Consider the following 22,502-nt stretch of genomic DNA (forward strand, 5'->3'; position numbering starts at 1 on the left):
CGCGCATGAGCGCGGCAGAAGCCGATTATGTGATTGTCGGGGCTGGCAGCGCGGGCTGCGCCCTTGCCTATCGCTTAAGCGAGTCGGGGGCCTCGGTGCTCGTGGTGGAATATGGCGGCAGCGATGCAGGCCCGCTTATTCAAATGCCCGGGGCGCTGAGCTTCCCGATGAATATGAAGCGCTATGATTGGGGCTATTGGTCCGAGCCCGAGCCGCATCTGGGCGGGCGGCGGCTTGCCTGCCCGCGCGGCAAGGTGATCGGGGGGTCCTCTAGCATCAATGGCATGGTGTATGTGCGTGGCCATGCCAAAGATTTCGACGCCTGGGAGGCGATGGGTGCAAGCGGCTGGTCTTACGCGGATGTGCTACCCTATTACAAGCGCATGGAATCCTGGGATCCGGCCGGGCATGGCGGCGATGCCAGCTGGCGCGGAAGGGATGGCCCATTGCATGTGACGCGCGGCAAGCGCGATAACCCCTTGGTGCAGGCTTTTGTGCAGGCGGGCCGGCAGGCCGGCTATCAGCTGACCGACGATTATAACGGCCAGCAGCAAGAGGGCTTTGGCCCGATGGAACATACCATTCACAAAGGGGCCCGCTGGTCCGCTGCAAAAGCCTATCTGCGCCCCGCCTTGCAACGAAAAAATTGTAATCTGATCCGCGGCTTGGCGCAAAAAATCGTGTTTTCTGGACGCCGCGCGGTTGGGGTTGAGCTTTTGGCAGGGGGGGGCTTGAAAACCGTTCGGGCCAAAAAGGAAGTGATTTTAGCAAGCTCTTCGATCAATTCCCCGAAACTATTGATGCTCTCTGGGATTGGCCCTGCCGCGCATCTGGCTGCCCATGGTATCGAAATAGTGGCGGACCGCCCTGGCGTTGGCCAAAATCTTCAGGATCACTTGGAGGTCTATATTCAAATGGCCGCGAGCCAACCGGTGAGCCTGTTTAAATATTGGAACGTGTTTGGCAAGGCGTGGGTTGGGCTGCAATGGGCGCTGACGCGCGGCGGCCCTGGCGCGTCTAATCAATTTGAAAGCGCCGGATTTATTCGTTCAGCCGCGGGGGTTGAATATCCTGATTTGCAATTTCATTTTTTGCCCATCGCGGTGCGGTATGATGGCAAGGCGGCCTCTGAGGGGCACGGGTTTCAAGCCCATATAGGCCCAATGCGCAGCCCGTCTCGTGGGGCGGTTACTTTGCGGTCAGCCAAGCCAGAAGACAGCCCAAAAATCACCTTTAACTATATGTCTACCGAAAAAGATTGGATAGATTTCCGCCGCGGTATTCGCCTCACGCGAGAGATCTTCGCGCAAGAGGCCTTTCGGCCTTTTGTAAAACATGAAATTCAACCCGGCTTTGAGTTGCAAGCCGATGCCCAGATTGACGAATTTATCCGCGCCCATGCCGAAAGCGCCTATCACCCCTGCGGCACCTGTAAAATGGGGGCGGTGGATGATCCTTTGGCCGTGGTCGATCCGCAAACAAATGTGATTGGTTTTAAGGGGCTGCGCGTGGTTGATAGCAGTATTTTCCCACAAATCACCAATGGCAATTTAAACGGGCCTTCGATTATGGTTGGCGAGAAAGCCAGCGATCTTATTTTGGGTAAAACGCCGCTTGCGCGCGCCAATTCACAGCCTTGGTTGGCGCCGGATTGGCAGACCAGCCAGCGCTGAAGGTGCGGGCAATAAACGGCGCGGCGATTTTAAGCGATCACTGGATGGAATAGGGAAGGTTCTCGCGCAGATCATGATCAATGCTAAGCTCTTTATCTAACGGGGGCAGGGCGCGTTGGTGGCAGGCGCGCCGATCACAGACCCGGCAAGAAACGCCAATCGGTTCATAAGCATGCGGGGTGTCAACGTCCATTCCATCGGCATAGACCATAGTCGCGGCATGTTTTACTTCGCAGCCCAGTGCGATCGCATAGCGATGCGCCGGAGCCCCAAACGCGCCACCGGTTTTTGACACATCATGCGCAAGCGAAATGTAACGCGCCCCATCTGGCGTTTCGGCCAATTGCCGTAAAAACCGCCCCGGAGTTTCAAAGGCGCGATGCACATTCCACAACGGGCACGCGCCGCCAAAGCGCGCAAATTGCAGCCGCGTGGCAGAGTGGCGCTTGGTGATGTTGCCTGCTTGGTCGACGCGCACAAAGAAGAAAGGAATACCTTTCGCGCCGGGCCTCTGCAGCGTTGAGAGCCGATGCGCAACTTGTTCTAAGGATGCTCCAAAACGGCGTGCCAATCTTTCCAGATCATGGCGTTCGTCTTGGGCCGCCTGTAAAAATATTCTGTAGGGCATCATCACCGCCCCGGCGAAATAATTGGCCAGGCCGAGTTTCGCAATATCGCGGGCTTGAGGCGATTGAAATCTCGCCAAATCCAATGTGGCCTCGAGCAAGGGCTCTTCTGTGATCAGGGCAAATTGCAGGCAGAGTTGAAAAATTTGCGTTGGTGGGCTGGCATGGGCGCTCAAGCTCAGCCGGTTTTGGGTCTTATCATAGTGCCGCAAGGGGGTTTGGTCGCTTAATTCCACGCGTATTCCTAAGCCTGCAAGCGCCTCTTCAACGTTTCCGCGCAGCCAGTTTGGCCCTTGCCACCCATTCGCGAAGCTTTCGGCCGCCCTATCAACCGCGTCCAGGTAATTGTCGCAATAATGAAAGAAATCACGCACCTCTTCCCAAGGGTTGGGCTGCATATGCCCATCTTGCCAGCCCAAGGCTTCATCAAATGACATCATGCGTTCTTGGGTGTTTTTATAGGCGCGGTGCAGATCCAGAAATGCGCGGCTAAAGGCCGGGGCATTAAACGCCACCAGCCGCAGATCGCCAAGCGAGGGTTGTGCTTCGCTAAAAACCGGATCCACCAGAACTTCGCGCAAATCGCTGACAAGGCGCTCGCTTTCTCCGCTTGATAATTCAGTGATGTCAAAGCCGAATTCCTGGGCCAATGCCAAGAGAATAGAACTGGAGACCGGCCGGTTGTTGTTTTCAATCTGATTCAAATAGGGCAACGATACGCCCAGACGCGCGGCAAATTCCTTTTGCGTCAGACTCAGTTTACGGCGCAGATCGCGCAGCTTGGCGCCGGCATAGAGCTTTTGAACGGCCATTGTCACCCCGATTTGCAAATTTTCTAAAATGATCTGCTAAGCTTGCTAATTATGCTAGAGGCGTCAAGAGGCTTGAATGCTGCGATGGCGTTTTTTGACATAAATCATGCAGATCACCCCTGCGGCAACCGAGCTCCACATCAGCCAAAGCAGGGGCGTGGCGCCGCTGGTTGGCGTTAAAACGGCGCCAGCAAGGGCGGATAAGGCCGCCCCGCCCGCAATCATAATGGCGCTGCCAAGCCCTGAGGCAGCCCCGGCAAGATCTGGGCGTATAGCCAGCATTCCGGCCGTGGCGTTGGGAATACTTAACCCATTGCCAAACCCGACAAAGGTCATGAAGCCAAAAAAGCTGATCGCTGATCCCATACCGTTGTAGAATACAGCCAAAGAGGCTGTGAGGCCGAATAAGTTCAAGGCGAGCCCCCAAAAGATCATCGCATCCAGTCCAATCCGAGACGAAAACCGCCCGGTGAAAAAGTTTCCTAAAAAATATCCCGCTGCCGGTGCGCCGAAGAACAACCCTAGCGCCTCTGGGCTTAAGCTGAATATTTCAGAGCCAACAAAAGGGGCCCCGCCCAGATAGGCGAAGAAGGCGCCGGACCCCAATGCTGAAGTGAAGCAATATCCCCAAAACCGTTTTGAATGCAAAAGATCGGGGTAGAGCGCAAAATGTGCTTGGAATTTCACATCTGTCGTTGGCGCGGTTTCGCCAAGGTCAAAAAAGCAATTGAGCCAAAGCGCCACCCCCAGCAGGCTCAGAATCCAAAAATTGGCGCGCCAGCCAAAATAGGCATCAATCACCCCGCCCAAAGCCGGCCCGAACATCGGCACCAGCGCCATGCCCATCATGATATAGGCGATCCGAGAGCCCGAATTTGCGGTATCGGTGGTGTCGCGCACGATGGCGCGCGAGATCACAAAAACGCTTGCGATGACAGATTGGATTGCGCGCAAAATCAAAAATGACTCGGTGCTTTGACAAAAAGTAATGGCGATGCTGACCGCGGTGAACAGGGCAATCGACCAAAGCGTCACTTGACGGCGCCCCTGCATATCCGAGAGCGGCCCTGAGAATAACTGAACCAGTGCGCTGACCGCCAGATACACGCTCACCGACAGCCCTAAAATGGCGGCGCTGGTGTCAAATTCATCCGCCATGCGCGGGAGGCTTGGTAAAAAAATATTCATCGCCAGCGCTGAAATGCTGACCATCATAATCAGCGTGACCATATGCGGCTGGGTTTGGCGGTTAAGAAACTGGGCCTTGGGACTTTCGATCATATACGCTCCTTAACCATCCAGAAAAAGGTGGATGGGGTTATCTGTTTGTTGGATCAGATAAAGTTAGCAAATTTACAAATTAGCAATTTAATACGTAGAATTATTTGCAAATTTGCATAAATCTTCTTTGCGTTACACCGCAATCAGTATAGCAGAAGCGGCAGATTGCCGAAGGAGTCAAGATGAAAGATATTTTGCAACAACTTGAGCAGCGTCGCGACGTTGCCCGCCAAGGTGGCGGCAGCAAGCGCATAGAGGCGCAGCATGCCAAGGGTAAGTTAACCGCGCGCGAGCGGGTTGAGCTGCTGTTGGATGAAGATAGTTTCGAAGAGTTTGACATGTTTGTTGCGCATCGCTGCACTGATTTTGGCATGGAAAAACAGCGCCCGCCCGGCGATGGTGTGATCACCGGTTGGGGCACGATTAATGGCCGAATGGTTTATGTTTTCTCGCAGGATTTCACCGTATTCGGGGGCTCGCTCTCTGAGACGCATGCGCAAAAAATTTGTAAAATCATGGATATGGCGTTGCAAAATGGCGCGCCGGTGATTGGCATAAACGATTCTGGCGGAGCGCGTATCCAAGAAGGGGTTGCCTCGCTTGCAGGATATGCCGAAGTGTTTCAGCGCAATATTCTGGCCTCTGGCGTGGTACCGCAAATCAGCTTGATCATGGGGCCTTGCGCTGGCGGCGCGGTTTATTCCCCTGCCATGACCGATTTCATTTTGATGGTCAAAGATAGCTCTTATATGTTCGTCACGGGGCCCGATGTGGTCAAAACGGTGACCAATGAGGTGGTCACGGCCGAAGAATTGGGCGGCGCCGCGACGCATACCAAGAAGTCATCTGTTGCGGATGCAGCGTATGAGAATGATATCGTTGCGTTGAGCGAGGCCCGTCGTTTGGTTGATTTTCTGCCTTTGAATAACCGTGAAAAGCCGCCCATACGCCCGTTTTTTGATGAGCCGGGCCGCATTGAGGCGTCATTGGATACTTTGATCCCCGATAATCCCAACACCCCTTATGATATGAAGGAATTGGTTTTAAAAATCGCCGATGAGGGTGATTTTTTTGAAATCCAGGAAGATTTTGCAAAGAACATTTTAACTGGGTTTATTCGGTTAGAGGGGCAAAGCGTCGGCATCGTGGCGAACCAACCCATGGTGCTTGCAGGATGTCTTGATATTGACAGTTCGCGCAAAGCGGCCCGGTTCGTGCGGTTTTGCGATGCGTTTGAAATTCCAATTTTGACGCTGGTGGATGTACCGGGGTTTCTGCCCGGCACCTCACAAGAATATGGTGGGGTGATCAAGCATGGTGCAAAATTGCTCTTTGCTTATGGCGAAGCCACGGTGCCAAAAGTAACCGTGATCACCCGCAAAGCTTATGGCGGAGCCTATGATGTGATGTCCTCAAAACATTTACGGGGTGATTTTAACTATGCTTGGCCCACCGCCGAGATTGCGGTGATGGGGGCCAAGGGCGCAACCGAGATTATTCATCGCGCCGATCTGGGCGATGCAGATAAAATCGCGCAACATACAGCCGATTACGAAGACCGGTTTGCCAATCCGTTCGTGGCCGCAGAGTTGGGCTTTATCGATGAGGTTATTCAGCCCAAATCAACCCGCAAACGGGTCTCGCGGGCTTTTGCATCCCTGCGCGGTAAGCAGCTGAAAAACCCATGGAAAAAGCACGATAATATACCGTTATAAAAGGGTTTTGCTTTGATTTTAACTAGTGATGTGAGCTGAGCATGCAACAGAAAACCATCAAACGCGGCAATTGGTTCGAAATCTATGATGGGCCATGTTTTACATTGGCGCGCCGGCTCCCAGTGCGGTTTGACATCAGCCGCGAGGTTGTGATGCCCCTGATGTCTGCGCCGCGTTTGGCGCACCAAATTCGCCAAGATATTTGGCGCAAACTGCAATCGATTAGGGGGTTTTTTCCGGTGGTTGAAATCACCCATCGCGGAGCGCATTTACACATACGGGCCGGGGGCGAGTTGACATGCCCAGCGCCATTTGAGCGCTCTGGCGAGCGGATCTTTGATGTCTTGAGCAATCGAAATAACCAGCGGCGCTGGGCGGGTTTTGCCGCAGCGCGCCACCCCAGGGGCCATAAGCAGAAGGCACTCCCATCATGCTAAAACATCGTGGCTTTCCGGGGCGTTTGCCGGGTACAGATTTTCAATTTACCATTCGTCGGCCCAACCCCAAAGGCGTAACACCTTTGAAACGCCTTGAGCGCTTTAAAGACCGTCGCCCCCCGGATCGGCGGGCCGATACGGGCTTTGTACGCGCGCTTCTTGAACATTTTTGGGATCAGCCCTTTGAGCGGGGAAATCTGGATGCAGGGCGGCTCAATTGGTTGTTTGAGCGCGAAGTGAAACCCTATGATGATCCCTTTGATCCAGCCTGTTATGAGGCCAAGCTGATCCTTGATTTGAATTTGATCCACGCCAATTTCGCTGATGCGTTTGATCCAGAATAAAAAGGACTATTTCGATGTTTGAGAAAATTCTGATAGCCAATCGCGGTGAAATAGCCTGCCGCGTCATCAAAACTGCCCGCAAAATGGGGATCAAAACAGTTGCGATCTATTCGGATGCTGACCGTCAGGCGCTGCATGTGCAAATGGCAGATGAAGCCGTTCATATTGGCCCATCTCCGGCCAATCAATCCTATATCGTGATTGAAAATGTGATGAAGGCAATTGCAAGCTCCGGAGCGCAAGCGGTGCATCCCGGCTATGGGTTCCTGTCTGAAAACAGCCGGTTCGCGCAAGCTTTGGCCGCGGCGAATGTGGCTTTTATTGGCCCCCCTGTCGCCGCGATTGAGCAAATGGGTGATAAAATCACCTCGAAGAAAATTGCCCAAGAGGCCGGCGTTTCAACCGTGCCTGGATATATGGGCTTGATCAACGATGCCGAAGAGGCGGTTAAAATCTCGCAAGAAATTGGCTATCCGGTGATGATAAAAGCCTCGGCCGGGGGCGGCGGCAAGGGCATGCGCATCGCCTGGACGGATTCTGAGGCACGCGAAGGCTTTCAATCTTCCAAGAATGAAGCTGCCAGCAGCTTTGGGGATGATCGGATTTTTATTGAAAAATTCGTCACCCAACCCCGCCATATTGAAATTCAGGTTTTGGCGGATAGCCATGGCAATTGCATTTATCTAAATGAACGCGAATGCTCGATCCAGCGCCGCAATCAAAAAGTAGTGGAAGAAGCGCCGAGCCCATTTTTAACGCCAGAAACCCGCGCTGCGATGGGCAAACAAGCCTGCGCTTTGGCGCAAGCCGTGGGCTATCAAAGCGCTGGCACTGTTGAATTTATCGTCGATAGTGCACAAAATTTTTACTTTTTGGAAATGAATACGCGTTTGCAGGTTGAACATCCGGTGACCGAACTGATCACCGGCATAGATCTGGTGGAGCAAATGATCAATGTGGCGGCCGGCAAGCCGCTTGGCCTCAAGCAAGACGCGGTTCAGATCAATGGATGGTCTATTGAAAACCGACTTTACGCGGAAGATCCTTATCGCAACTTCTTACCCTCTATTGGCCGGCTTACCCGCTATCGTCCGCCTGCCGAAACAGTATCAGATGATTATATTATCCGAAACGATACGGGGGTGTATGAGGGCGGCGAAATCAGCATGTATTATGATCCGATGATCGCAAAACTGTGCAGCTGGGCGCCAAGCCGGCCCGGCGCGATTGAACATATGCGTTTGGCGCTTGACCGGTTCGAAGTTGAAGGTATTGGCCATAATTTGCCCTTTCTCAGCGCGGTGATGGATCATCCAAAATTCATCTCTGGCGATATGACAACGGCGTTTATCGCAGAAGAATATCCGGACGGTTTTGAAGGGGTTACGCTGCCAACTGCGGCTTTGCGACGGGTTGTTGCCGCCAGCGCTGCGATGTACCGCGTTGGTGAAATACGGCGGGCCCAGATTTCCGGACGGCTTGACAATCATGCGCGCAAAGTTGGCGATCACTGGGTTGTGTGCCTGCAGGGGGAAACTCATGCTGTAACCGTAGCGGCGGATCAAAATGGGGCTTTGGTTACCTTTGAGGATGGGGCGTCCCATTATGTAAGTGGAGCCTGGACACCGGGCATAAAATTGGCCGATATGTTGGTGGATAAGACGCCGTTGGTGATGAAGGTCGATGAGATATCAGGCGGTTTTCGCTTGCGCACGCGCGGCGCGGATTTACAGGTTACAATCCGCAGCCCCCGGCACGCAGAATTGGCGCTGTTGATGCCCGAGAAACTGCCGCCTGATACCTCAAAACTGTTGCTTTGCCCAATGCCCGGAATGCTCGTGAAGCTTAGTGTTGAGGAAGGTGAAGAGGTTCAAGAAGGCCAAGCCTTATGTACGATTGAGGCGATGAAAATGGAGAATATTCTACGCGCCGAGCGCAAAGGCGTGGTTCAAAAAGTGAATGCCCTGGCCGGAGACAGTTTGGCCGTGGATGACGTTATCATTGAGTTCGAGTAAGCTGTTGAGGCCGGCGCATTCACATAAAATTGATTGGCCAAGGCCGGCGGCAATTATTTTTAAATTGCCGCGATTGGAGGTGAAGGGTCTATCCCAGCACGGCTGGCCCCTCTGGCAGGTTTATTTCGAGCGCATTTCTTGTTGGCGCATGGGCATTTTATCGATGCTGCGGCTTAATTCTCTGGCATCCCAAGGAAAAGGTTTGCGTAATTTGATTTGTCCGTCTTTGCCCATCAGCAACACCGCGAATCCGCGCGGCCGAAATTTTTTGCGCAGGGCGGTTTTGTCGGCGGGATTTGCATCGACCAGCACCACCACATCGCGTGCGGCCAATTCCTCTGCGCCTTGGCGCAACGATTTCATCTGGGTTTGGAAATTTACATCCAAGTCGGTATTTGCAAAAACAATCACCGGCCGTTTTAGCCATAAATATCCTTCGATCGTGGTTTCCTCCGTGACGTCGACGAAGATGGTTTCAAGGCTTTCTGCGCCTCCCAAATTGGGCAGCGCGGCAACACAAATTGCGGCGATCAATGATTTCATGATGACTCCCTTTAGGTTTGATATAGGTCTCTTGAAAGCGTTTGCGAAGAGGGGTTCGCTATGATCGTTAAAAATTTTCACTCAACTCTGCGTGTTTGGCGCGGCGAAAAATGCGAGGGCGATGAAAAATGACCCAGAATAAAGCGATATGGCAAGAGATCGCGGCGAAAGAATTGCGCGGCCGCGATCCGGCAGATTTAACTTGGAACACTTTAGAAGGTATTGCCGTGGATCCCATTTACACGGCGGATGATCTGCAGGGGCTTACACATTTAGAGGGGCTGCCAGGGCAAGAACCCTTTACCAGAGGGGTGAAGGCCACGATGTATGCCGGGCGCCCTTGGACAATTCGCCAATATGCTGGATTTTCCACCGCCGAGGCCTCAAATGCGTTTTATCGCAAAGCCTTGGCTGCGGGGCAGCAGGGGGTTTCCGTGGCGTTTGATTTGGCCACGCATCGCGGCTATGACAGCGATCATCCGCGCGTTATCGGCGATGTGGGCAAAGCCGGCGTTGCGATTGACAGCGTTGAGGATATGAAAATCCTTTTCGAAGGGATCCCGCTTGATAAAGTCTCCGTCTCAATGACGATGAACGGCGCGGTGATCCCGATTTTAGCCAATTTCATCGTCACAGGTGAAGAGCAGGGCCATGATTGCAAGGTGCTTTCGGGCACTATTCAAAACGATATTCTCAAAGAATTTATGGTGCGCAACACCTATATTTATCCGCCCGAGCCTTCGATGCGCATTATCGCGGATATTATCGAATATACTTCGTCCAACATGCCCAAGTTCAATTCGATTTCGATTTCGGGTTATCATATGCAGGAAGCCGGGGCGAATTTGGTTCAAGAGCTGGCCTATACGCTGGCAGATGGCAAAGAATATGTGAAAACTGCGATGGCGCGCGGAATGGATATTGATCAATTCGCGCCGCGCTTGTCTTTCTTCTTTGCCATTGGGATGAACTTCTTCATGGAAGCGGCGAAGTTGCGCGCCGCGCGTCTTTTATGGCATCGTATTATGGAAGAGCTTGGTGCCAAAGCTCCAAAATCCAAAATGCTGCGAACCCATTGCCAGACATCGGGCGTCAGTTTGCAGGAACAAGATCCCTATAATAATGTTGTACGCACCGCCTATGAGGCGATGAGCGCGGTTTTGGGGGGGACGCAATCACTGCATACCAATGCTTTGGATGAGGCGATTGCCCTTCCCACCGAATTTGCCGCCCGTATCGCGCGCAATACCCAGTTGATCTTGCAAGAAGAAACCGGGGTGACCAATGTGGTCGATCCGCTGGCCGGCTCTTATTATGTGGAAAAGCTGACCTCGGATTTGGCTGAGGCCGCCTGGAAATTGATTGAAGAGGTGGATGATATGGGCGGCATGACCAAGGCTGTGGCCAGCGGCTTGCCCAAGCTTCGAATCGAAGAAACCGCGGCGCGCCGCCAAGCGGATATTGACCGTGGCGATCAGGTGATTGTCGGGGTGAACAAATACCGGCTGCCCGAGGAAGATCCGATTGATATATTGGATATTGACAATGAAGCCGTGCGCGCGGCGCAAGTAACCCGCTTGAAGCAGATCCGCAAAGCACGTGATGAGGCGGCCTGCGACGCGGCGTTGGCAGAATTAGAACGGCGGGCGCAAGCGGGTGGCAATCTTTTGGAAGCAGCGGTTGAGGCGGCCCGCGCCCGCGCCTCTGTCGGAGAGATCAGTATGGCAATGGAGAAAATATTTGGCCGCCATCGCGCCGAGGTTAAAACCTTGGCCGGCGTCTATGGCAAAGCCTATGAGAATGACGAAGGCTTTGCCGCCATTCAGCGGGATATAGAAGCCTTTGCCGAGGAAGAAGGCCGGCGCCCGCGTATGCTGGTGGTAAAGATGGGGCAAGATGGCCATGACCGAGGCGCTAAAGTGATCGCCACTGCCTTTGCCGATATCGGCTTTGATGTCGATGTAGGCCCCTTGTTTCAAACCCCAGAGGAAGCCGCGCAGGACGCGATTGACAATGATGTGCACGTGATCGGTATATCCAGTCAGGCGGCGGGGCATAAAACGTTGGCTCCGGAACTGATTAAAATCTTAGCAGCCCGCGATGCGGGCGATATCTTGGTGATTTGTGGAGGGGTTATTCCACAACAGGATTATGATTTTTTGAAAAATGCCGGCGTAAAGGCGATTTTTGGACCGGGCACCAATATACCCTCGGCGGCGCAAGATATTTTAAGCTTAATCCGCGCCAATCGGGGCTGATCTAAGGCAAGGATGCAACAAAAACAGGTTTTGTGACCTGAAAAGCAAGCGTGAGATGGTACCTATGGTGCTTGGTATAGATCATATCGCAATCAGCGCCGGCCGTTTGCAAGAGGGCGTTGAGTATGTTGAGGCCGCTCTTGGCGTGCCCTTAGAGGCTGGTGGGCGCCATCTGCGCTTTGGAACCCATAATCAGCTGCTGAACCTAGGCGAGCTATATTTGGAAGTCATCGCTATCGACCCGCAGGCCAAAGCCCCGTTTGCGCCCCGTTGGTTCGATCTAGATCGGTTTTCCGGTCGCCCCAGACCCACCAACTGGATTTGCCGCACCGAGGCGATGGGCCCGGCATTGGAGGCTGCGCTGCCCCAAACCGGCCCCAGTGTTGCGGTCAGCCGCGGCGATCTGGACTGGTTGATAAGCGTGCCCGAGACCGGTATTTTGCCACTTGATAATATGGCCCCGGCTTTGATCGATTGGCTGGGCAATCCCTCACCCGCCCAAAAGCTGCCTGATCGGGGCTGTCGCTTGAGGCAGCTTAAGATTGCGCATCCCCAAGCTGAGTTGCTTGCGGCTTATTTGGCTGCGCAGCTGCAGGATAAGCGGGTTTTGATCGAAAAAGCTGCTCAACCACAGCTCAGCGTTTGCCTATCAACGCCAACCGGAGAGGTGGTGTTGGAATGAAATTGCGCGCCGCTATTGTTCAGGATGCTCAAGCCATCGCTGATCTGTGGAACCCTGTTATCCGCGATACGCTAAATACCTTCACCACTGAAGAAAAAACTATCGTCGGGCTGGAAACAGCAATTTCTGCCGCAGATTTAGAAAATCGTGGCTATTTTATCGCCGAGGATGCAACTGGTCTGTTGGGGTTTTGCACCTATTTTCAGTTTCGCGGGGGGCCAGGCTATCGCCACACGATGGAGCATAGCATTATTTTGGCCCCAAGGGCGATGGGTCAAGGGATCGGGCGGCAATTGATGGAACGACTGTGCCTCCATGCGTCCAAGAACGGGGTGCATAGCCTTTGGGCTGGGGTCAGCGCTGCAAATTTAGCAGGCTTGAAGTTTCACAAAGCGTTGGGCTTTCAAGAAAGAGCTCGGCTTCCCGAGGTGGGGTATAAGTTTGAAACTTGGCTGGATTTGATATTGATGCAAAAAATTTTGTGAACAGCCGCTGACATTTCAAATCGGGAAGGGTATTTAAACTCTATGTCGCTTTGGTCTCGTATCTCTGAAGTTCTTTCGGCTTTGGCAAAGGGTGCGCCTTTATCCGAAGTATTTGCCTATTGGAGCAAGCCGCCCGAGCAAACTGTGGCCTTCACCATCGCCGTGATTGCGCTGGGCGCAAAAATGGCAAAAGCCGATGGGCATGTCACCCGGTCAGAGGTGCAGGCGTTTCAACAAGTGTTTCACATTCCCCCCGAGGCGCTTGACCAAGCTGCGCGGGTTTTCGATTTGGCGCGACAGGATGTTTCGGGGTATGAACATTACGCCAAGCGGATTGGCGCTATGTTTGGCAGCGGTAGTAAAATTTTAGAGGATTTGCTGGAAGGGCTGTTTCACATTGCGACTGCTGATGACGATTATCACCCGAAAGAAAACGTCTTTTTAGAAAAAGTGGCCGATTTATTCGGGCTTGAGGGGGCGCAATTTCAATCCATTCGCGCCCGCTTCGTGAACGACTATGCCGCGGATCCCTACACAATTTTGGGGGCATCTCAAGAGGATGCTTTTCCTATAATAAAGGCCAAATGGCAGGCGCTGGTGCGCGATAGCCACCCCGATCTGATGATCGCGCGCGGGGTACCCGCAGAAGCAGTGAAATTAGCCGAAAAACGCTTGGTCCGGGTGAATGAAGCCTTTGAGAAAATTAAAAACGCCAAAAGCTGATCGGCCCCCCTTGCCTTTGCGGCGCCTGCAATCACCAGCGCGCGGCGCGGTTCTGTCCAAATGAGAGAAGATAAACCGCTTCGCAGCGCCTCAGCGGCTGGCAGAGCCTGCATGTTGCAGGTTGCAAAGCAATTTTAGGGCTGGCCGGCGAGGCTGAACCTGTCTAGGCAGCCCGCGCATGGCCTTTCCTATCAGCGGCGCGCAGCGGTTTAAACAATGCAAAAAACGCCTCTGCGCAAGTGCCGCAACGCCTTTTGGGATAGATTATTTTGCCTGGAAGGCAAAGCTGGCATTCATCGCGCGTGCAAGCGATTTCAAGCGGGCTTCGGCCACCTCACCATAAAGGCTTACGGCATCGCCTTCCAAAACCAGCTGCAAGGCTTTGGCATCCGGGGCCCAAAATAATTTGGCGTTGGTTTCCTTTTTATTCACCCACATCATGGCGCCAAGCCGCATCGCTTTGCCCAAAATTTCTGCCATGCGGATCTGCTCCTGAGACAATAAAGAAAACAGGTTTTCGAATTTATGGCCTTTGCGTTGATTGCGATAGCGGTGCATCAATGAAAGCCCCAAGAATACCCTTTCGGCATGTTTCAGCCCGCCCAAATTGGCCCGCGTAGCGTTGTCAAAGCAGATTTCGGCGCGATAATCGGGATGGCCGCGCCAACTTACATCATGCAGATGGCAGGCGGCTTTGATCAGGCGCTTTTCTTCCTCATCCGCGGTTGGGAAAAGCGGCAAAACAAATTTGAACAACTGTAAGCCAAAGCCGGGTGCGCGCGCATCTTTCATTTCTGCGAAGGCGCAGGCGTCAATCAGCGGATCTTTTTTGCGCAGTTTTTTTGACATTTGTTCGTATAAAAGCCCTTCGCGTATACCATAGCTGGAGAGGGCAATATCTATCGGTGTAAAACTCTCAACCAGCGCATCAAGAACTTCAATCGCGTAAGGCAGTAGCGCCATGCGTGCCCCCGAGATACCGCATTTGATCCGCAATTTCTCAGGATCCGATTGGCCTAGGAAAGCGGCCGTTTTTTGCACTGCGTCTTTATCCATGCGGTATTCATGAATCACGTGTAACGGGTAGGCACGGCGCTCCATGTCGATACGCGCCAGCGCGCGCCAGGATCCACCCACCAGAAACAAACGGTTATGTTGCGGCCCCATTTTCTCCGTTAACTTGGCCATGTTGCGGGCAATCAACTGCTGGCGTGCCGCTGCACCACCTTGAAGCTCGCGCAGCTTCAACGGGCCAATTCTTGCGCTGATGCGCTTGCCCACTTTGCCGTCGCCGATTTCGGCCAGCTCCATCGAGGAACCGCCCAAATCACAAATCAATCCATAGGCGCCGGGCCAGCCCAGTAACACGCCCTGTGCAGATAAGCGGGCCTCTTCTTTGCCCTTGATCACCAAGACCGCCTGACCGGTTTTTTCCTTTAGCTCTTGAACGAAAGCGGCGCCGTCTTGCGCGTCACGCACCGCCGCTGTAGCCACCGCGATCAAGCGCGGTATGCCCATGGCTTTTGCCAAATAAGTAAAGCGCAAAATCGCCGCCACCGCGCGCGCGCGGCCCTCGGGATTCAAGCACCCGGTTTCTGCCAGCCCCGCCCCCAAGGCACACATTATTTTTTCATTGTAATAATAGGCGGGCGAACGCGCAGCCCCGTCAAACACCACCAAACGCACCGAGTTTGACCCTATATCGACAACACCCACTTTCGACAGCGCGACCAGATCGCCTTTTTTGCGCAGGCGCGAGTCAAAGTTTGCCTGTTCCTGTTTGGAAGGCGCATAGTTTGACACCATTACATGGCCCCCCGCGGGTGGTTTGTCTATCTGGCTTTATGGCGGCCAGAATGCGCTAGGTCAATCGCCTGAATGGTCCGCAGAAGCCAAAATTTTGCTGACCAGACTGCGCGTAACAGCCTGTTGTTTGCTCAGCGCGATACGGTCGATTTGCGCTACGATTATCTGCGCGGATTTGAACGAGCGTTCGATACGCGTGACCAGATATTGAATGGCATCGGGGCTGGGAAATAGCTGCCGGTCTGCAAAGAGTTTCACCAGAAGCGCTGCGAATAAAATATCGTCTGGAGCGTGCAATTCAGCGCTGCGGGCTCCGGCCAGTCGTGAGGCCAGATCGGGCAGTTTAATACCCCAAAAAAGCGCGTTTTCACGCCCGGTCATCAGCAACCAACCCGGCCCAGTTTTAATAAGGTTTAAGAGGTGGAATAAAGCCTCTTCGGCGGCGCGATCGCCGCTGATATTTGGAATATTTTCGACCACCATCGAGGTTTGAGAAAGCGTTGCAATCTCTTGGTTTGGCAGATCGTTGGCATTTATAATTTGGGCACCGCTGGTGGCGGCCCATACATGCGCAAGATGGGTTTTTCCGGCGCCTTCCGGGCCGCTTAGAATATGGCAATTATTGGGCCAGGAAGGCCATTCTTCAAGCATGGACAAGGCCAGCGCATTGCTTGGGCTAATAAAGAAATCTCCGCGCTGCAAAGAGGGCCGGCTGGGAAGATCAAAGCTAAGTTGCGCAGAAAGGGGCTTGCTCACGAGAGGTCACTTTTGCCTTTATAGAGGAGACTTTTTTGATATTCGCCGGTAAAAAACCGTACCAAAACGCCAACGCTTGCCGCCACCGGCAGGGCGATCAACAAACCCACAAATCCAAATAAGCCGCCAAATACGGATAGGGCAAATAACAGCCAAACCGGGTGTAGGCCGATTGACGTGCCAACCAGTTTGGGGGTTAGAAAATTGCCCTCAATGATTTGGCCGGATAAAAATATTCCTGCAACAAACCAAAGTTTTGACCAGTCTCCCCAGAATTCAAAAACTCCAAAGCCAAGCGCCAAACCGCCGCCGATAATGGCGCCGAGATATGGGATAAATGTAACCAAACCAGCGAAAGCACCAATCGCCAATCCAAAATCCAAACCGATGGCCCATAAACCAAGCGCGTAATAACTGCCTAAAATAAGGCTCACAGAGCCCATACCGCGGATAAAGGCCGCCAATGTCCGGTCGATTTCACTTGCCAGCATGCAAATGGTGCCTTCGTGATCGCGGGGAAGCAGCCCTTTCAAATGCGCGATCATTCGATCCCAATCGAGCAGCATGTAAACAGCCACCACGGGCACCACCAAAAACAGCACGGCCAAGTTGATCAAAGAAGCCGCTGAAGAGACCAATGCGCCAAACATCTGCTGCGCAAAGCCATCCAGCAATTGTGTGGCGCGCGCGCTGATAAAAGCGCTTACCTTATGAAAGAGGGCGCGTAGATCAAGGCTTTCTCCAATCGCAGCGGGCAGGATCGATTTAAGCTGCGCTTCGATTTCGATGATTTTTTCTTCAGAGAAGGAAAGATTGTTCAATGCGCTTAGCTGTCCGATCAGCGTCGTTGTGATGAAGAGCAAAACGGGCAAAAGAATAACCAGGCTTGCCAGCGTGATCGCCAGTACGGCCAGGCTGCGCGACAAGCCCCAGCGTTCAAGCATATCCGCCGCGGGATCAAGAAAATAGGCAATTGCGATCCCGATTAAGAAGGGTAAGAGCATATCCCCCAGCACCCAAAACACCACTCCGCTGATTGCCGCTGCTGCGCCCCAATATGTTAATTGAACCTTGTTGGCTAAGGCCATTTACGCACCCCTTTTATCTGTGCTTACAGTGCTCTAAGGCAGGTTTAACTGCAAGTCTAGCGGCAATAAATGGCGTTTTTATGTTGCCCAACCATCTGCCAGTCGCAGGTTTTTCCTTCGATTTTGCGCCTCTAAGCCCGATAAACAGCCTGTGGGTTTGACCCCGCATAGAGATTTACGCGCTTACAAGCTTCGTTGACCCCTTGGACTTTTGCGCTGCTGTTCTCGGTTTCGCCGTGGGAACTGGCCGCTGCTCGCGACCCTGCGCTTATTTTTTCCTGAAATTGTTTTCGGGCCGTTAAACCTAAAGGCGCACCATCGGGCTGCGCAATGCCATTTTCGTTTTGAGCTGGGTCGAAAGAGGCGCGGCCGAGCAGGTCTTGGGCGCGTGCGGCAGCGCGCTCAAATTTGCGCGGCAATCGGGCAATCTGTTTTGCGCATCGGGTCTCAGCGCTGCCCAAGGCCTGAGCTTCAAAAGCCTTTACTGCGGGGCTCACAGGGCAGGTTTGCGCGCCCGCCGCCTGCGCCCGCCTTGGCCTTCGCCACTGCCCGCGTTGAACGAGACTTTGGGCAAGTCGACCACCGCGTTGAGTTCGGGAAAGGGATCGGTTTTGTGGGGAATGGCGTTCGCGGCAACGAAATGTTCTTGAAATTTCGGTTCAATCGCGGTTTCCACTTTGGTGATCTTGCGCACCGTTGCTTCGATTTTTCTACGGGCGGAAAGATTACTCAATGCGATGCGAGCTCCGGTTCCAGCCGCATTGCCAGCCGAAAATACTTTCTCGAGTGGTACATCGGGTATCATGCCCAACACCATCGCATGCTTGCTTGAAATATGCGCTCCAAACGCACCGGCCAAAACCACACGATCTACCTTTTCAACCCCCATTTCATCCATCAATAAGCGAGCACCGGCGTAAAGCGCCGATTTGGCCAGCTGGATGGCGCGAATATCGCCTTGCGTCACGCTGATTACCGGCCCATCCTCGGCGCTACCGTCAAAAATCACGTAGGAATGCGTGCGCCCTTCCGGTACCATTCGGGGGGTTTGCGTTGCCTCGGCCGAGCCAAGCAAGCCGCTTTCATCCAGCAAGCCTGCCAGACGCAATTCAGCAACCGCTTCGATGATACCTGACCCGCAAATTCCGGTAATGCCGCTGGGGTTTTGTTCGGCAAAGCCGGGATCATCCGACCAAAGATCACAGCCAATCACGCGAAACCGCGGATCTTTCGTGATCGGATCAATTTCAATTTTTTCGATCGCGCCGGGGGCCGCGCGCTGCCCCGCGCTGATTTGTGCCCCTTCAAAGGCGGGCCCCGTGGGGGACGAACAGGCCAAAACCTGCTGCTGATTTCCCAGAAGAATTTCGGCGTTTGTTCCAACATCGACGATCAGAACCAGATCCTCTGAATTTCCCGGCTCTTCCGACAAAGCCACCGCCGCAGCATCCGCCCCAACATGCCCCGCAATGCAGGGCAATATGTAACAGCGCGCGGCCGGATTGAGCGCGGTGAGATCTAAATCAGCGGCTCTTAGGCTGAGCGAGTCTGATGTTGCCAATGCAAATGGTGCTTGGCCCAATTCCACAGGGTCAATTCCCAAAAGCAAATGATGCATTACAGGGTTGCATACGAAGACAACTTCTAACAGCTGGGCCTTGCTGCAGCCTATCTGTTTTGTCAAATCATCGGCCAATCCATTGATCGCCTCGCGCACGGCCAGGGTCATTTCTTGATCACCGCCAGAATTCATCATGGCATAGCTCACCCGGCTCATCAGGTCTTCGCCAAAACGAATTTGCGGATTCATAACGCCCGAACTGGCCAATACTGCGCCCGTTTGTAAATCGGTGAGATGCGCCGCAACCGTGGTTGACCCTAGATCAATGGCCAAACCAAATATACCGTCTTCGTGCAGCCCGGGCCAAACCTGAAGAACCTGTGCTTTGGGGCTTTTATGATCCTGATAAAGGGCTACGGTCACCTGCCAATTGCCTTTGCGCAACGCCGGCTGAAGCTGTTGCAGAACCGCCAGCTCCATCTCTATGCCGGCGATACTCCATTGCGCGTGAAGCGCCCGTTCCAGCCGTTCAAGATCGCCCGTAGGCTCATGCATGTCGGGTGCCTCAACCTCAACAAAATATAATTTGGTTGCCGGCTCCATCTCGATTGCGCGATCGCTTGCGGCTTTTCGCACCACTTGTTTATGCACTTGGCTTTCGGGGGGGACATCAATCACGATATCGCTCTGGATTTGGGCTTGGCACCCCAAACGCCGGCCGGGTTTAAGCCCGCGTTTCTCTTGATAGCGTTGTTCAACGGCATTCCACTCTGACAGCGCAGTATCTGCCACGCTCACGCCATGTTTGGGAAATTCACCATAGGCGGGTGAGATTTGGCACTTGCTGCAAATGCCGCGGGCACCGCAAACGCTGTCGAGATCCACGCCCAATGCGCGCGCTGCGCTTAGAACGGGCGTTCCTTTGGGAAATGTGCCACGTTTTCCAGAGGGGGTGAAAACAACAAGAGGGTCTTTGGTCATTCAAACGGGCCTATTCAAACAGTTCAGAATTTGACTCGACGCTATCGCGATTTGCGCTCAGAAAATCGGCCGCAAACGTCATTAAAATGGTTTTGCGCGTCATAGGGCTGCGGCGCTTTGACGGGCATCAAAAATAAACCCAAGCAGATTTAGCAGCAGTTGCGCCGCCAAGATACTGGTGGATCCGCTGGGATCGTAATCAGGGGCAACTTCGACCAGATCAATGCCGATAATTCGATGCGTCTTGCTGACTTCTTGCAGCACTTCTAGCACCTCATAATAGAGAAAGCCGCCATGGCTGGGGGTGCCGGTTCCCGAGGCGATCGAGGGGCAAAATGCATCAATATCGATGGTAATATAAAGCGCCGTCGCCTTTGGCAGCCGTTCGGCGAGGGGGGTTGGGCCCAAAGCCCGCGCTTGACGCACCGATATGATATCTGATCCCATCGCCTGCGCCGCCTCATAGCCTTCTTTGGCGGTTGAGCTGACATTGCGAATGCCCAGTTGGGTTAGGCCGGTCACGTAGGGTTTCTCAGCGGCGCGGCGCATCGGGTTGCCGTGGCCGAAGCGCACGCCGTGGCGTTCATCGACAAAGTCGAGATGCGCATCAATCTGCAGGATATGAAAATCGCCCTGATCGTCAAACGCGTTGATACACGGAATATTGACCGAATGGTCCCCGCCAATGGTGACGGGCAAGGCATTTGCTGCAAGCGCTGCGCGCACGCCCTTTTCGATATTGGCATGGCTTTTTTGCGTATTGGTATGGATAATATCCGCATCGCCCATATCGACCATGCGCACAGATCCCGGCAAATAGACGCGATTGTCTTCGTGATCATAGGCTCCGGCATGCCCGAAACTGAACAAGGTTGATGCTTCGCGCACGCCGCGTGGCCCGAAGCGCGCGCCAGAACGCCATTGCGTGCCGGCATCAAACGGCGCGCCCAAAATTGCAATATCTGCCTCAAGATTGCTCCAATCGGGCTGATATGGGCGCTTTCCAAAGGTGGAAATGCCAACAAATGGAAGATCCAAGCGCCCGCTTTCATAGCCATGTGTGCTCATGTTGGTTCCTTATGGTGTCAAGGCGCGCCTTTGGCTGGTATGCGCGCTTCCTCTGCGCCTTGTTGCTAGAGGGTTTTTGCGCGAAATTAAACATCATAATCTTTTCGGTTTGAAACTTCTCTAGAAAGCCTCTTTCCTTTTCGGCCGGATCATGGAATAGCAAGCTGTCAATCGATACCTGCAATAAAAGGATGATCTTATGCAGATTCGCGAGGCACTTACCTTTGACGATGTTTTGTTGGTTCCGGCGGCGTCCAACGTCTTGCCAAACACAGCCGATACGCGCACCCGCGTGACGTCGGCGATTGCGCTGAACATTCCCTTGCTCAGCTCGGCCATGGATACGGTGACGGAAGCGCGCATGGCGATTACGCTGGCACAGGCCGGCGGCATGGGTGTGATCCATCGCAATTTTGATCCCGAGGAACAGGCCCGTCAGGTGCGCCGCGTGAAGCGGTTCGAAAGCGGCATTGTTTATAACCCCATTACTCTGACGCCCGATCAGACCTTGGCTGATGCAAAAGCGCTGCAAGAGCGCTATAACGTGACCGGTTTTCCCGTTGTGAACCAAGCGGGTTTGTTGGTTGGGATCGTCACCAATCGTGATATGCGCTTTGCCAGCGATGATGCCACGCCCGTGGCAACGATGATGAGTTCGGAAAATCTGGCAATTTTGCGCGAGCCAGCGGATCGACAAGAGGCGATCAGCCTGATGAAATCGCGGCGGATTGAAAAGCTTCTGGTGACAGATGGCCAGGGCCGATTGACGGGTCTTCTTACGTTAAAAGACACTGAACAAGCCGTTTTGAATCCCACAGCCTGTAAAGATGATCTGGGACGGTTGCGCGTTGCCGCCGCCTCTACGGTGGGCGATGCTGGGTTTGATCGCACGCAGGCCTTGATCGATGCCGGTGTGGATATGGTTGTGATTGACACCGCGCATGGTCATTCAGAAGGCGTGGCCCACGCGGTTGAACGGATCAAGAAATTATCAAACGCGGTACAAGTGGTGGCGGGTAACGTGGCCACCGCAGAAGCCACCAAAGCGTTGATTTGCGCCGGTGCGGATGCGATAAAAGTGGGAATTGGGCCGGGGTCCATTTGCACAACCCGTATGGTGGCGGGGGTTGGTGTGCCGCAATTGACGGCGATTTTAGATTGCGCGAACGCGGCCGGCGATATTCCGGTCATCGCGGATGGGGGCATAAAATTTTCTGGTGATTTTGCCAAAGCGATTGCCGCAGGGGCATCTTGCGCGATGGTGGGCAGTATGATCGCGGGCACCGATGAAAGCCCCGGTGATGTGATCCTTTATCAGGGCCGCTCGTTCAAATCTTATCGTGGGATGGGCTCGCTTGGGGCGATGGCGCGCGGCTCTGCGGATCGCTATTTTCAAAAGGATGCGGCCAGTGATAAGCTGGTTCCCGAGGGGATCGAAGGGCAAGTGCCTTATAAAGGCTCTGCAAATGCGGTGATCCATCAAATGGTGGGGGGGTTGCGCGCGGCGATGGGATATACCGGCTGCGCTACGGTTTCTGAAATGCGGCGCAATTGCAGCTTTGTGAAAATCACGGGGGCCGGTTTGAAAGAAAGTCATGTGCATGACGTTCAAATCACTCGTGAAAGCCCCAATTACCGGGTTATGTAG

The 22,502-nt window shown here is 53.7% G+C and carries 19 protein-coding genes; 10 read left to right on the top strand and 9 right to left on the bottom strand.

The genetic code is table 11. The features are described from left to right. The first annotated feature begins 5 nt into the window (after positions 1-5). On the top strand, positions 6-1,673 hold the full coding sequence (gene betA, locus GN241_05105) for a choline dehydrogenase (protein ID XAT56796.1): 1,668 nt from the start codon (positions 6-8) through the stop codon (positions 1,671-1,673). 37 nt (positions 1,674-1,710) lie between these two features. Here betA and GN241_05110 read toward each other — a convergent pair whose 3' ends face one another. Next, the gene (locus GN241_05110; GenBank protein XAT56797.1) at positions 1,711-3,111 is read right to left on the bottom strand and encodes an ImmA/IrrE family metallo-endopeptidase; all 1,401 of its coding nucleotides are present in this window, start codon (positions 3,109-3,111) and stop codon (positions 1,711-1,713) included. Between the two features lie 63 nt (positions 3,112-3,174). Further along, entirely contained in the window at positions 3,175-4,392 is a 1,218-nt protein-coding gene (locus GN241_05115) for a Bcr/CflA family efflux MFS transporter (protein ID XAT56798.1), read from the bottom strand. A gap of 182 nt (positions 4,393-4,574) precedes the next feature. Here GN241_05115 and GN241_05120 point away from each other — a divergent pair, with 182 nt between their 5' ends. The 4 genes from GN241_05120 to GN241_05135 are packed head-to-tail and all read left to right on the top strand — an operon-like array spanning position 4,575 to position 8,903. Further along, positions 4,575-6,107 carry a methylmalonyl-CoA carboxyltransferase gene (locus tag GN241_05120; GenBank protein XAT56799.1) on the top strand — a complete coding sequence of 511 codons (1,533 nt, stop codon included), beginning with the start codon at positions 4,575-4,577 and terminating at the stop codon, positions 6,105-6,107. Positions 6,108-6,148: 41 nt separating this feature from the next. Continuing rightward, positions 6,149-6,544: a hypothetical protein gene (locus tag GN241_05125; GenBank protein XAT56800.1), complete on the top strand. Its 396-nt coding sequence runs from the start codon at positions 6,149-6,151 to the stop codon at positions 6,542-6,544. Further along, on the top strand, positions 6,538-6,888 hold the full coding sequence (locus tag GN241_05130; protein XAT56801.1) for a hypothetical protein: 351 nt from the start codon (positions 6,538-6,540) through the stop codon (positions 6,886-6,888). Before GN241_05125 ends, GN241_05130 begins: the two co-directional genes overlap by 7 nt. A 14-nt stretch (positions 6,889-6,902) precedes the next feature. Continuing rightward, complete coding sequence (locus tag GN241_05135) at positions 6,903-8,903, top strand: acetyl-CoA carboxylase biotin carboxylase subunit (GenBank protein XAT56802.1); 2,001 nt, start codon at positions 6,903-6,905, stop codon at positions 8,901-8,903. 120 nt (positions 8,904-9,023) lie between these two features. On the opposite strand, the gene GN241_05140 is transcribed toward GN241_05135, so the two are convergent. Then, on the bottom strand, positions 9,024-9,446 hold the full coding sequence (locus GN241_05140) for a DUF4174 domain-containing protein (GenBank protein ID XAT56803.1): 423 nt from the start codon (positions 9,444-9,446) through the stop codon (positions 9,024-9,026). A gap of 128 nt (positions 9,447-9,574) precedes the next feature. On the opposite strand from GN241_05140, the gene scpA reads away from it, so the two are divergent. From scpA to GN241_05160, 4 genes are read left to right on the top strand one after another with little or no spacing between them, the layout of a single operon-like run. Next, the gene (gene scpA, locus GN241_05145; GenBank protein ID XAT56804.1) at positions 9,575-11,704 is read left to right on the top strand and encodes a methylmalonyl-CoA mutase; all 2,130 of its coding nucleotides are present in this window, start codon (positions 9,575-9,577) and stop codon (positions 11,702-11,704) included. A 55-nt stretch (positions 11,705-11,759) separates the two neighbouring features. After that, positions 11,760-12,386: a VOC family protein gene (locus tag GN241_05150; protein XAT56805.1), complete on the top strand. Its 627-nt coding sequence runs from the start codon at positions 11,760-11,762 to the stop codon at positions 12,384-12,386. Continuing rightward, complete coding sequence (locus GN241_05155; GenBank protein ID XAT56806.1) at positions 12,383-12,871, top strand: GNAT family N-acetyltransferase; 489 nt, start codon at positions 12,383-12,385, stop codon at positions 12,869-12,871. The genes GN241_05150 and GN241_05155 overlap by 4 nt, the downstream gene beginning before the upstream one ends. Positions 12,872-12,913: 42 nt before the next feature. Then, positions 12,914-13,594, top strand: a complete 681-nt coding sequence (locus tag GN241_05160; protein XAT56807.1) for a molecular chaperone DjiA — start codon at positions 12,914-12,916, stop codon at positions 13,592-13,594. Between the two features lie 264 nt (positions 13,595-13,858). Here the strand turns inward: GN241_05160 and GN241_05165 are convergent, their stop codons facing one another. The 6 genes from GN241_05165 to GN241_05190 all read right to left on the bottom strand — a co-directional run bounded on the left by GN241_05165 (position 13,859) and on the right by GN241_05190 (position 20,854). Continuing rightward, on the bottom strand, positions 13,859-15,400 hold the full coding sequence (locus tag GN241_05165) for an exopolyphosphatase (GenBank protein ID XAT56808.1): 1,542 nt from the start codon (positions 15,398-15,400) through the stop codon (positions 13,859-13,861). A gap of 60 nt (positions 15,401-15,460) precedes the next feature. Continuing rightward, positions 15,461-16,156: a chromosomal replication initiator DnaA gene (locus GN241_05170; protein XAT56809.1), complete on the bottom strand. Its 696-nt coding sequence runs from the start codon at positions 16,154-16,156 to the stop codon at positions 15,461-15,463. Beyond that, on the bottom strand, positions 16,153-17,244 hold the full coding sequence (locus tag GN241_05175; protein XAT56810.1) for an AI-2E family transporter: 1,092 nt from the start codon (positions 17,242-17,244) through the stop codon (positions 16,153-16,155). The genes GN241_05170 and GN241_05175 overlap by 4 nt, the downstream gene beginning before the upstream one ends. 131 nt (positions 17,245-17,375) lie before the next feature. Then, positions 17,376-17,741 carry a hypothetical protein gene (locus GN241_05180; GenBank protein ID XAT56811.1) on the bottom strand — a complete coding sequence of 122 codons (366 nt, stop codon included), beginning with the start codon at positions 17,739-17,741 and terminating at the stop codon, positions 17,376-17,378. After that, positions 17,738-19,786: a DUF4445 domain-containing protein gene (locus GN241_05185; GenBank protein ID XAT56812.1), complete on the bottom strand. Its 2,049-nt coding sequence runs from the start codon at positions 19,784-19,786 to the stop codon at positions 17,738-17,740. The genes GN241_05180 and GN241_05185 overlap by 4 nt, the downstream gene beginning before the upstream one ends. 99 nt (positions 19,787-19,885) lie before the next feature. Then, on the bottom strand, positions 19,886-20,854 hold the full coding sequence (locus GN241_05190; protein ID XAT56813.1) for an arginase: 969 nt from the start codon (positions 20,852-20,854) through the stop codon (positions 19,886-19,888). Between the two features lie 199 nt (positions 20,855-21,053). On the opposite strand from GN241_05190, the gene guaB reads away from it, so the two are divergent. Next, positions 21,054-22,502 (top strand): IMP dehydrogenase, encoded by a 1,449-nt coding sequence (guaB, locus tag GN241_05195; protein XAT56814.1) that lies wholly within the window; start codon positions 21,054-21,056, stop codon positions 22,500-22,502.

The sequence above is a fragment of the Rhodobacteraceae bacterium IMCC1335 genome, from assembly GCA_039640495.1.
Classification (GTDB): domain Bacteria; phylum Pseudomonadota; class Alphaproteobacteria; order Rhodobacterales; family Rhodobacteraceae; genus Thalassovivens.

Bases quoted from the DNA above. Each gene is read 5' to 3' on its own strand.
- scpA (XAT56804.1), top strand. From the start codon at position 9,575: ATGACCCAGAATAAAGCGATATGGCAAGAGATCGCGGCGAAAGAATTG.
- guaB (XAT56814.1), top strand. From the start codon at position 21,054: ATGCAGATTCGCGAGGCACTTACCTTTGACGATGTTTTGTTGGTTCCG.
- GN241_05110 (XAT56797.1), bottom strand. From the start codon at position 3,111: ATGGCCGTTCAAAAGCTCTATGCCGGCGCCAAGCTGCGCGATCTGCGC.
- GN241_05115 (XAT56798.1), bottom strand. From the start codon at position 4,392: ATGATCGAAAGTCCCAAGGCCCAGTTTCTTAACCGCCAAACCCAGCCG.
- GN241_05165 (XAT56808.1), bottom strand. From the start codon at position 15,400: ATGGTGTCAAACTATGCGCCTTCCAAACAGGAACAGGCAAACTTTGAC.
- GN241_05125 (XAT56800.1), top strand. From the start codon at position 6,149: ATGCAACAGAAAACCATCAAACGCGGCAATTGGTTCGAAATCTATGAT.
- GN241_05120 (XAT56799.1), top strand. From the start codon at position 4,575: ATGAAAGATATTTTGCAACAACTTGAGCAGCGTCGCGACGTTGCCCGC.
- GN241_05150 (XAT56805.1), top strand. From the start codon at position 11,760: ATGGTACCTATGGTGCTTGGTATAGATCATATCGCAATCAGCGCCGGC.
- GN241_05160 (XAT56807.1), top strand. From the start codon at position 12,914: ATGTCGCTTTGGTCTCGTATCTCTGAAGTTCTTTCGGCTTTGGCAAAG.
- GN241_05175 (XAT56810.1), bottom strand. From the start codon at position 17,244: ATGGCCTTAGCCAACAAGGTTCAATTAACATATTGGGGCGCAGCAGCG.
- betA (XAT56796.1), top strand. From the start codon at position 6: ATGAGCGCGGCAGAAGCCGATTATGTGATTGTCGGGGCTGGCAGCGCG.
- GN241_05130 (XAT56801.1), top strand. From the start codon at position 6,538: ATGCTAAAACATCGTGGCTTTCCGGGGCGTTTGCCGGGTACAGATTTT.
- GN241_05190 (XAT56813.1), bottom strand. From the start codon at position 20,854: ATGAGCACACATGGCTATGAAAGCGGGCGCTTGGATCTTCCATTTGTT.
- GN241_05140 (XAT56803.1), bottom strand. From the start codon at position 9,446: ATGAAATCATTGATCGCCGCAATTTGTGTTGCCGCGCTGCCCAATTTG.
- GN241_05155 (XAT56806.1), top strand. From the start codon at position 12,383: ATGAAATTGCGCGCCGCTATTGTTCAGGATGCTCAAGCCATCGCTGAT.
- GN241_05135 (XAT56802.1), top strand. From the start codon at position 6,903: ATGTTTGAGAAAATTCTGATAGCCAATCGCGGTGAAATAGCCTGCCGC.
- GN241_05185 (XAT56812.1), bottom strand. From the start codon at position 19,786: ATGACCAAAGACCCTCTTGTTGTTTTCACCCCCTCTGGAAAACGTGGC.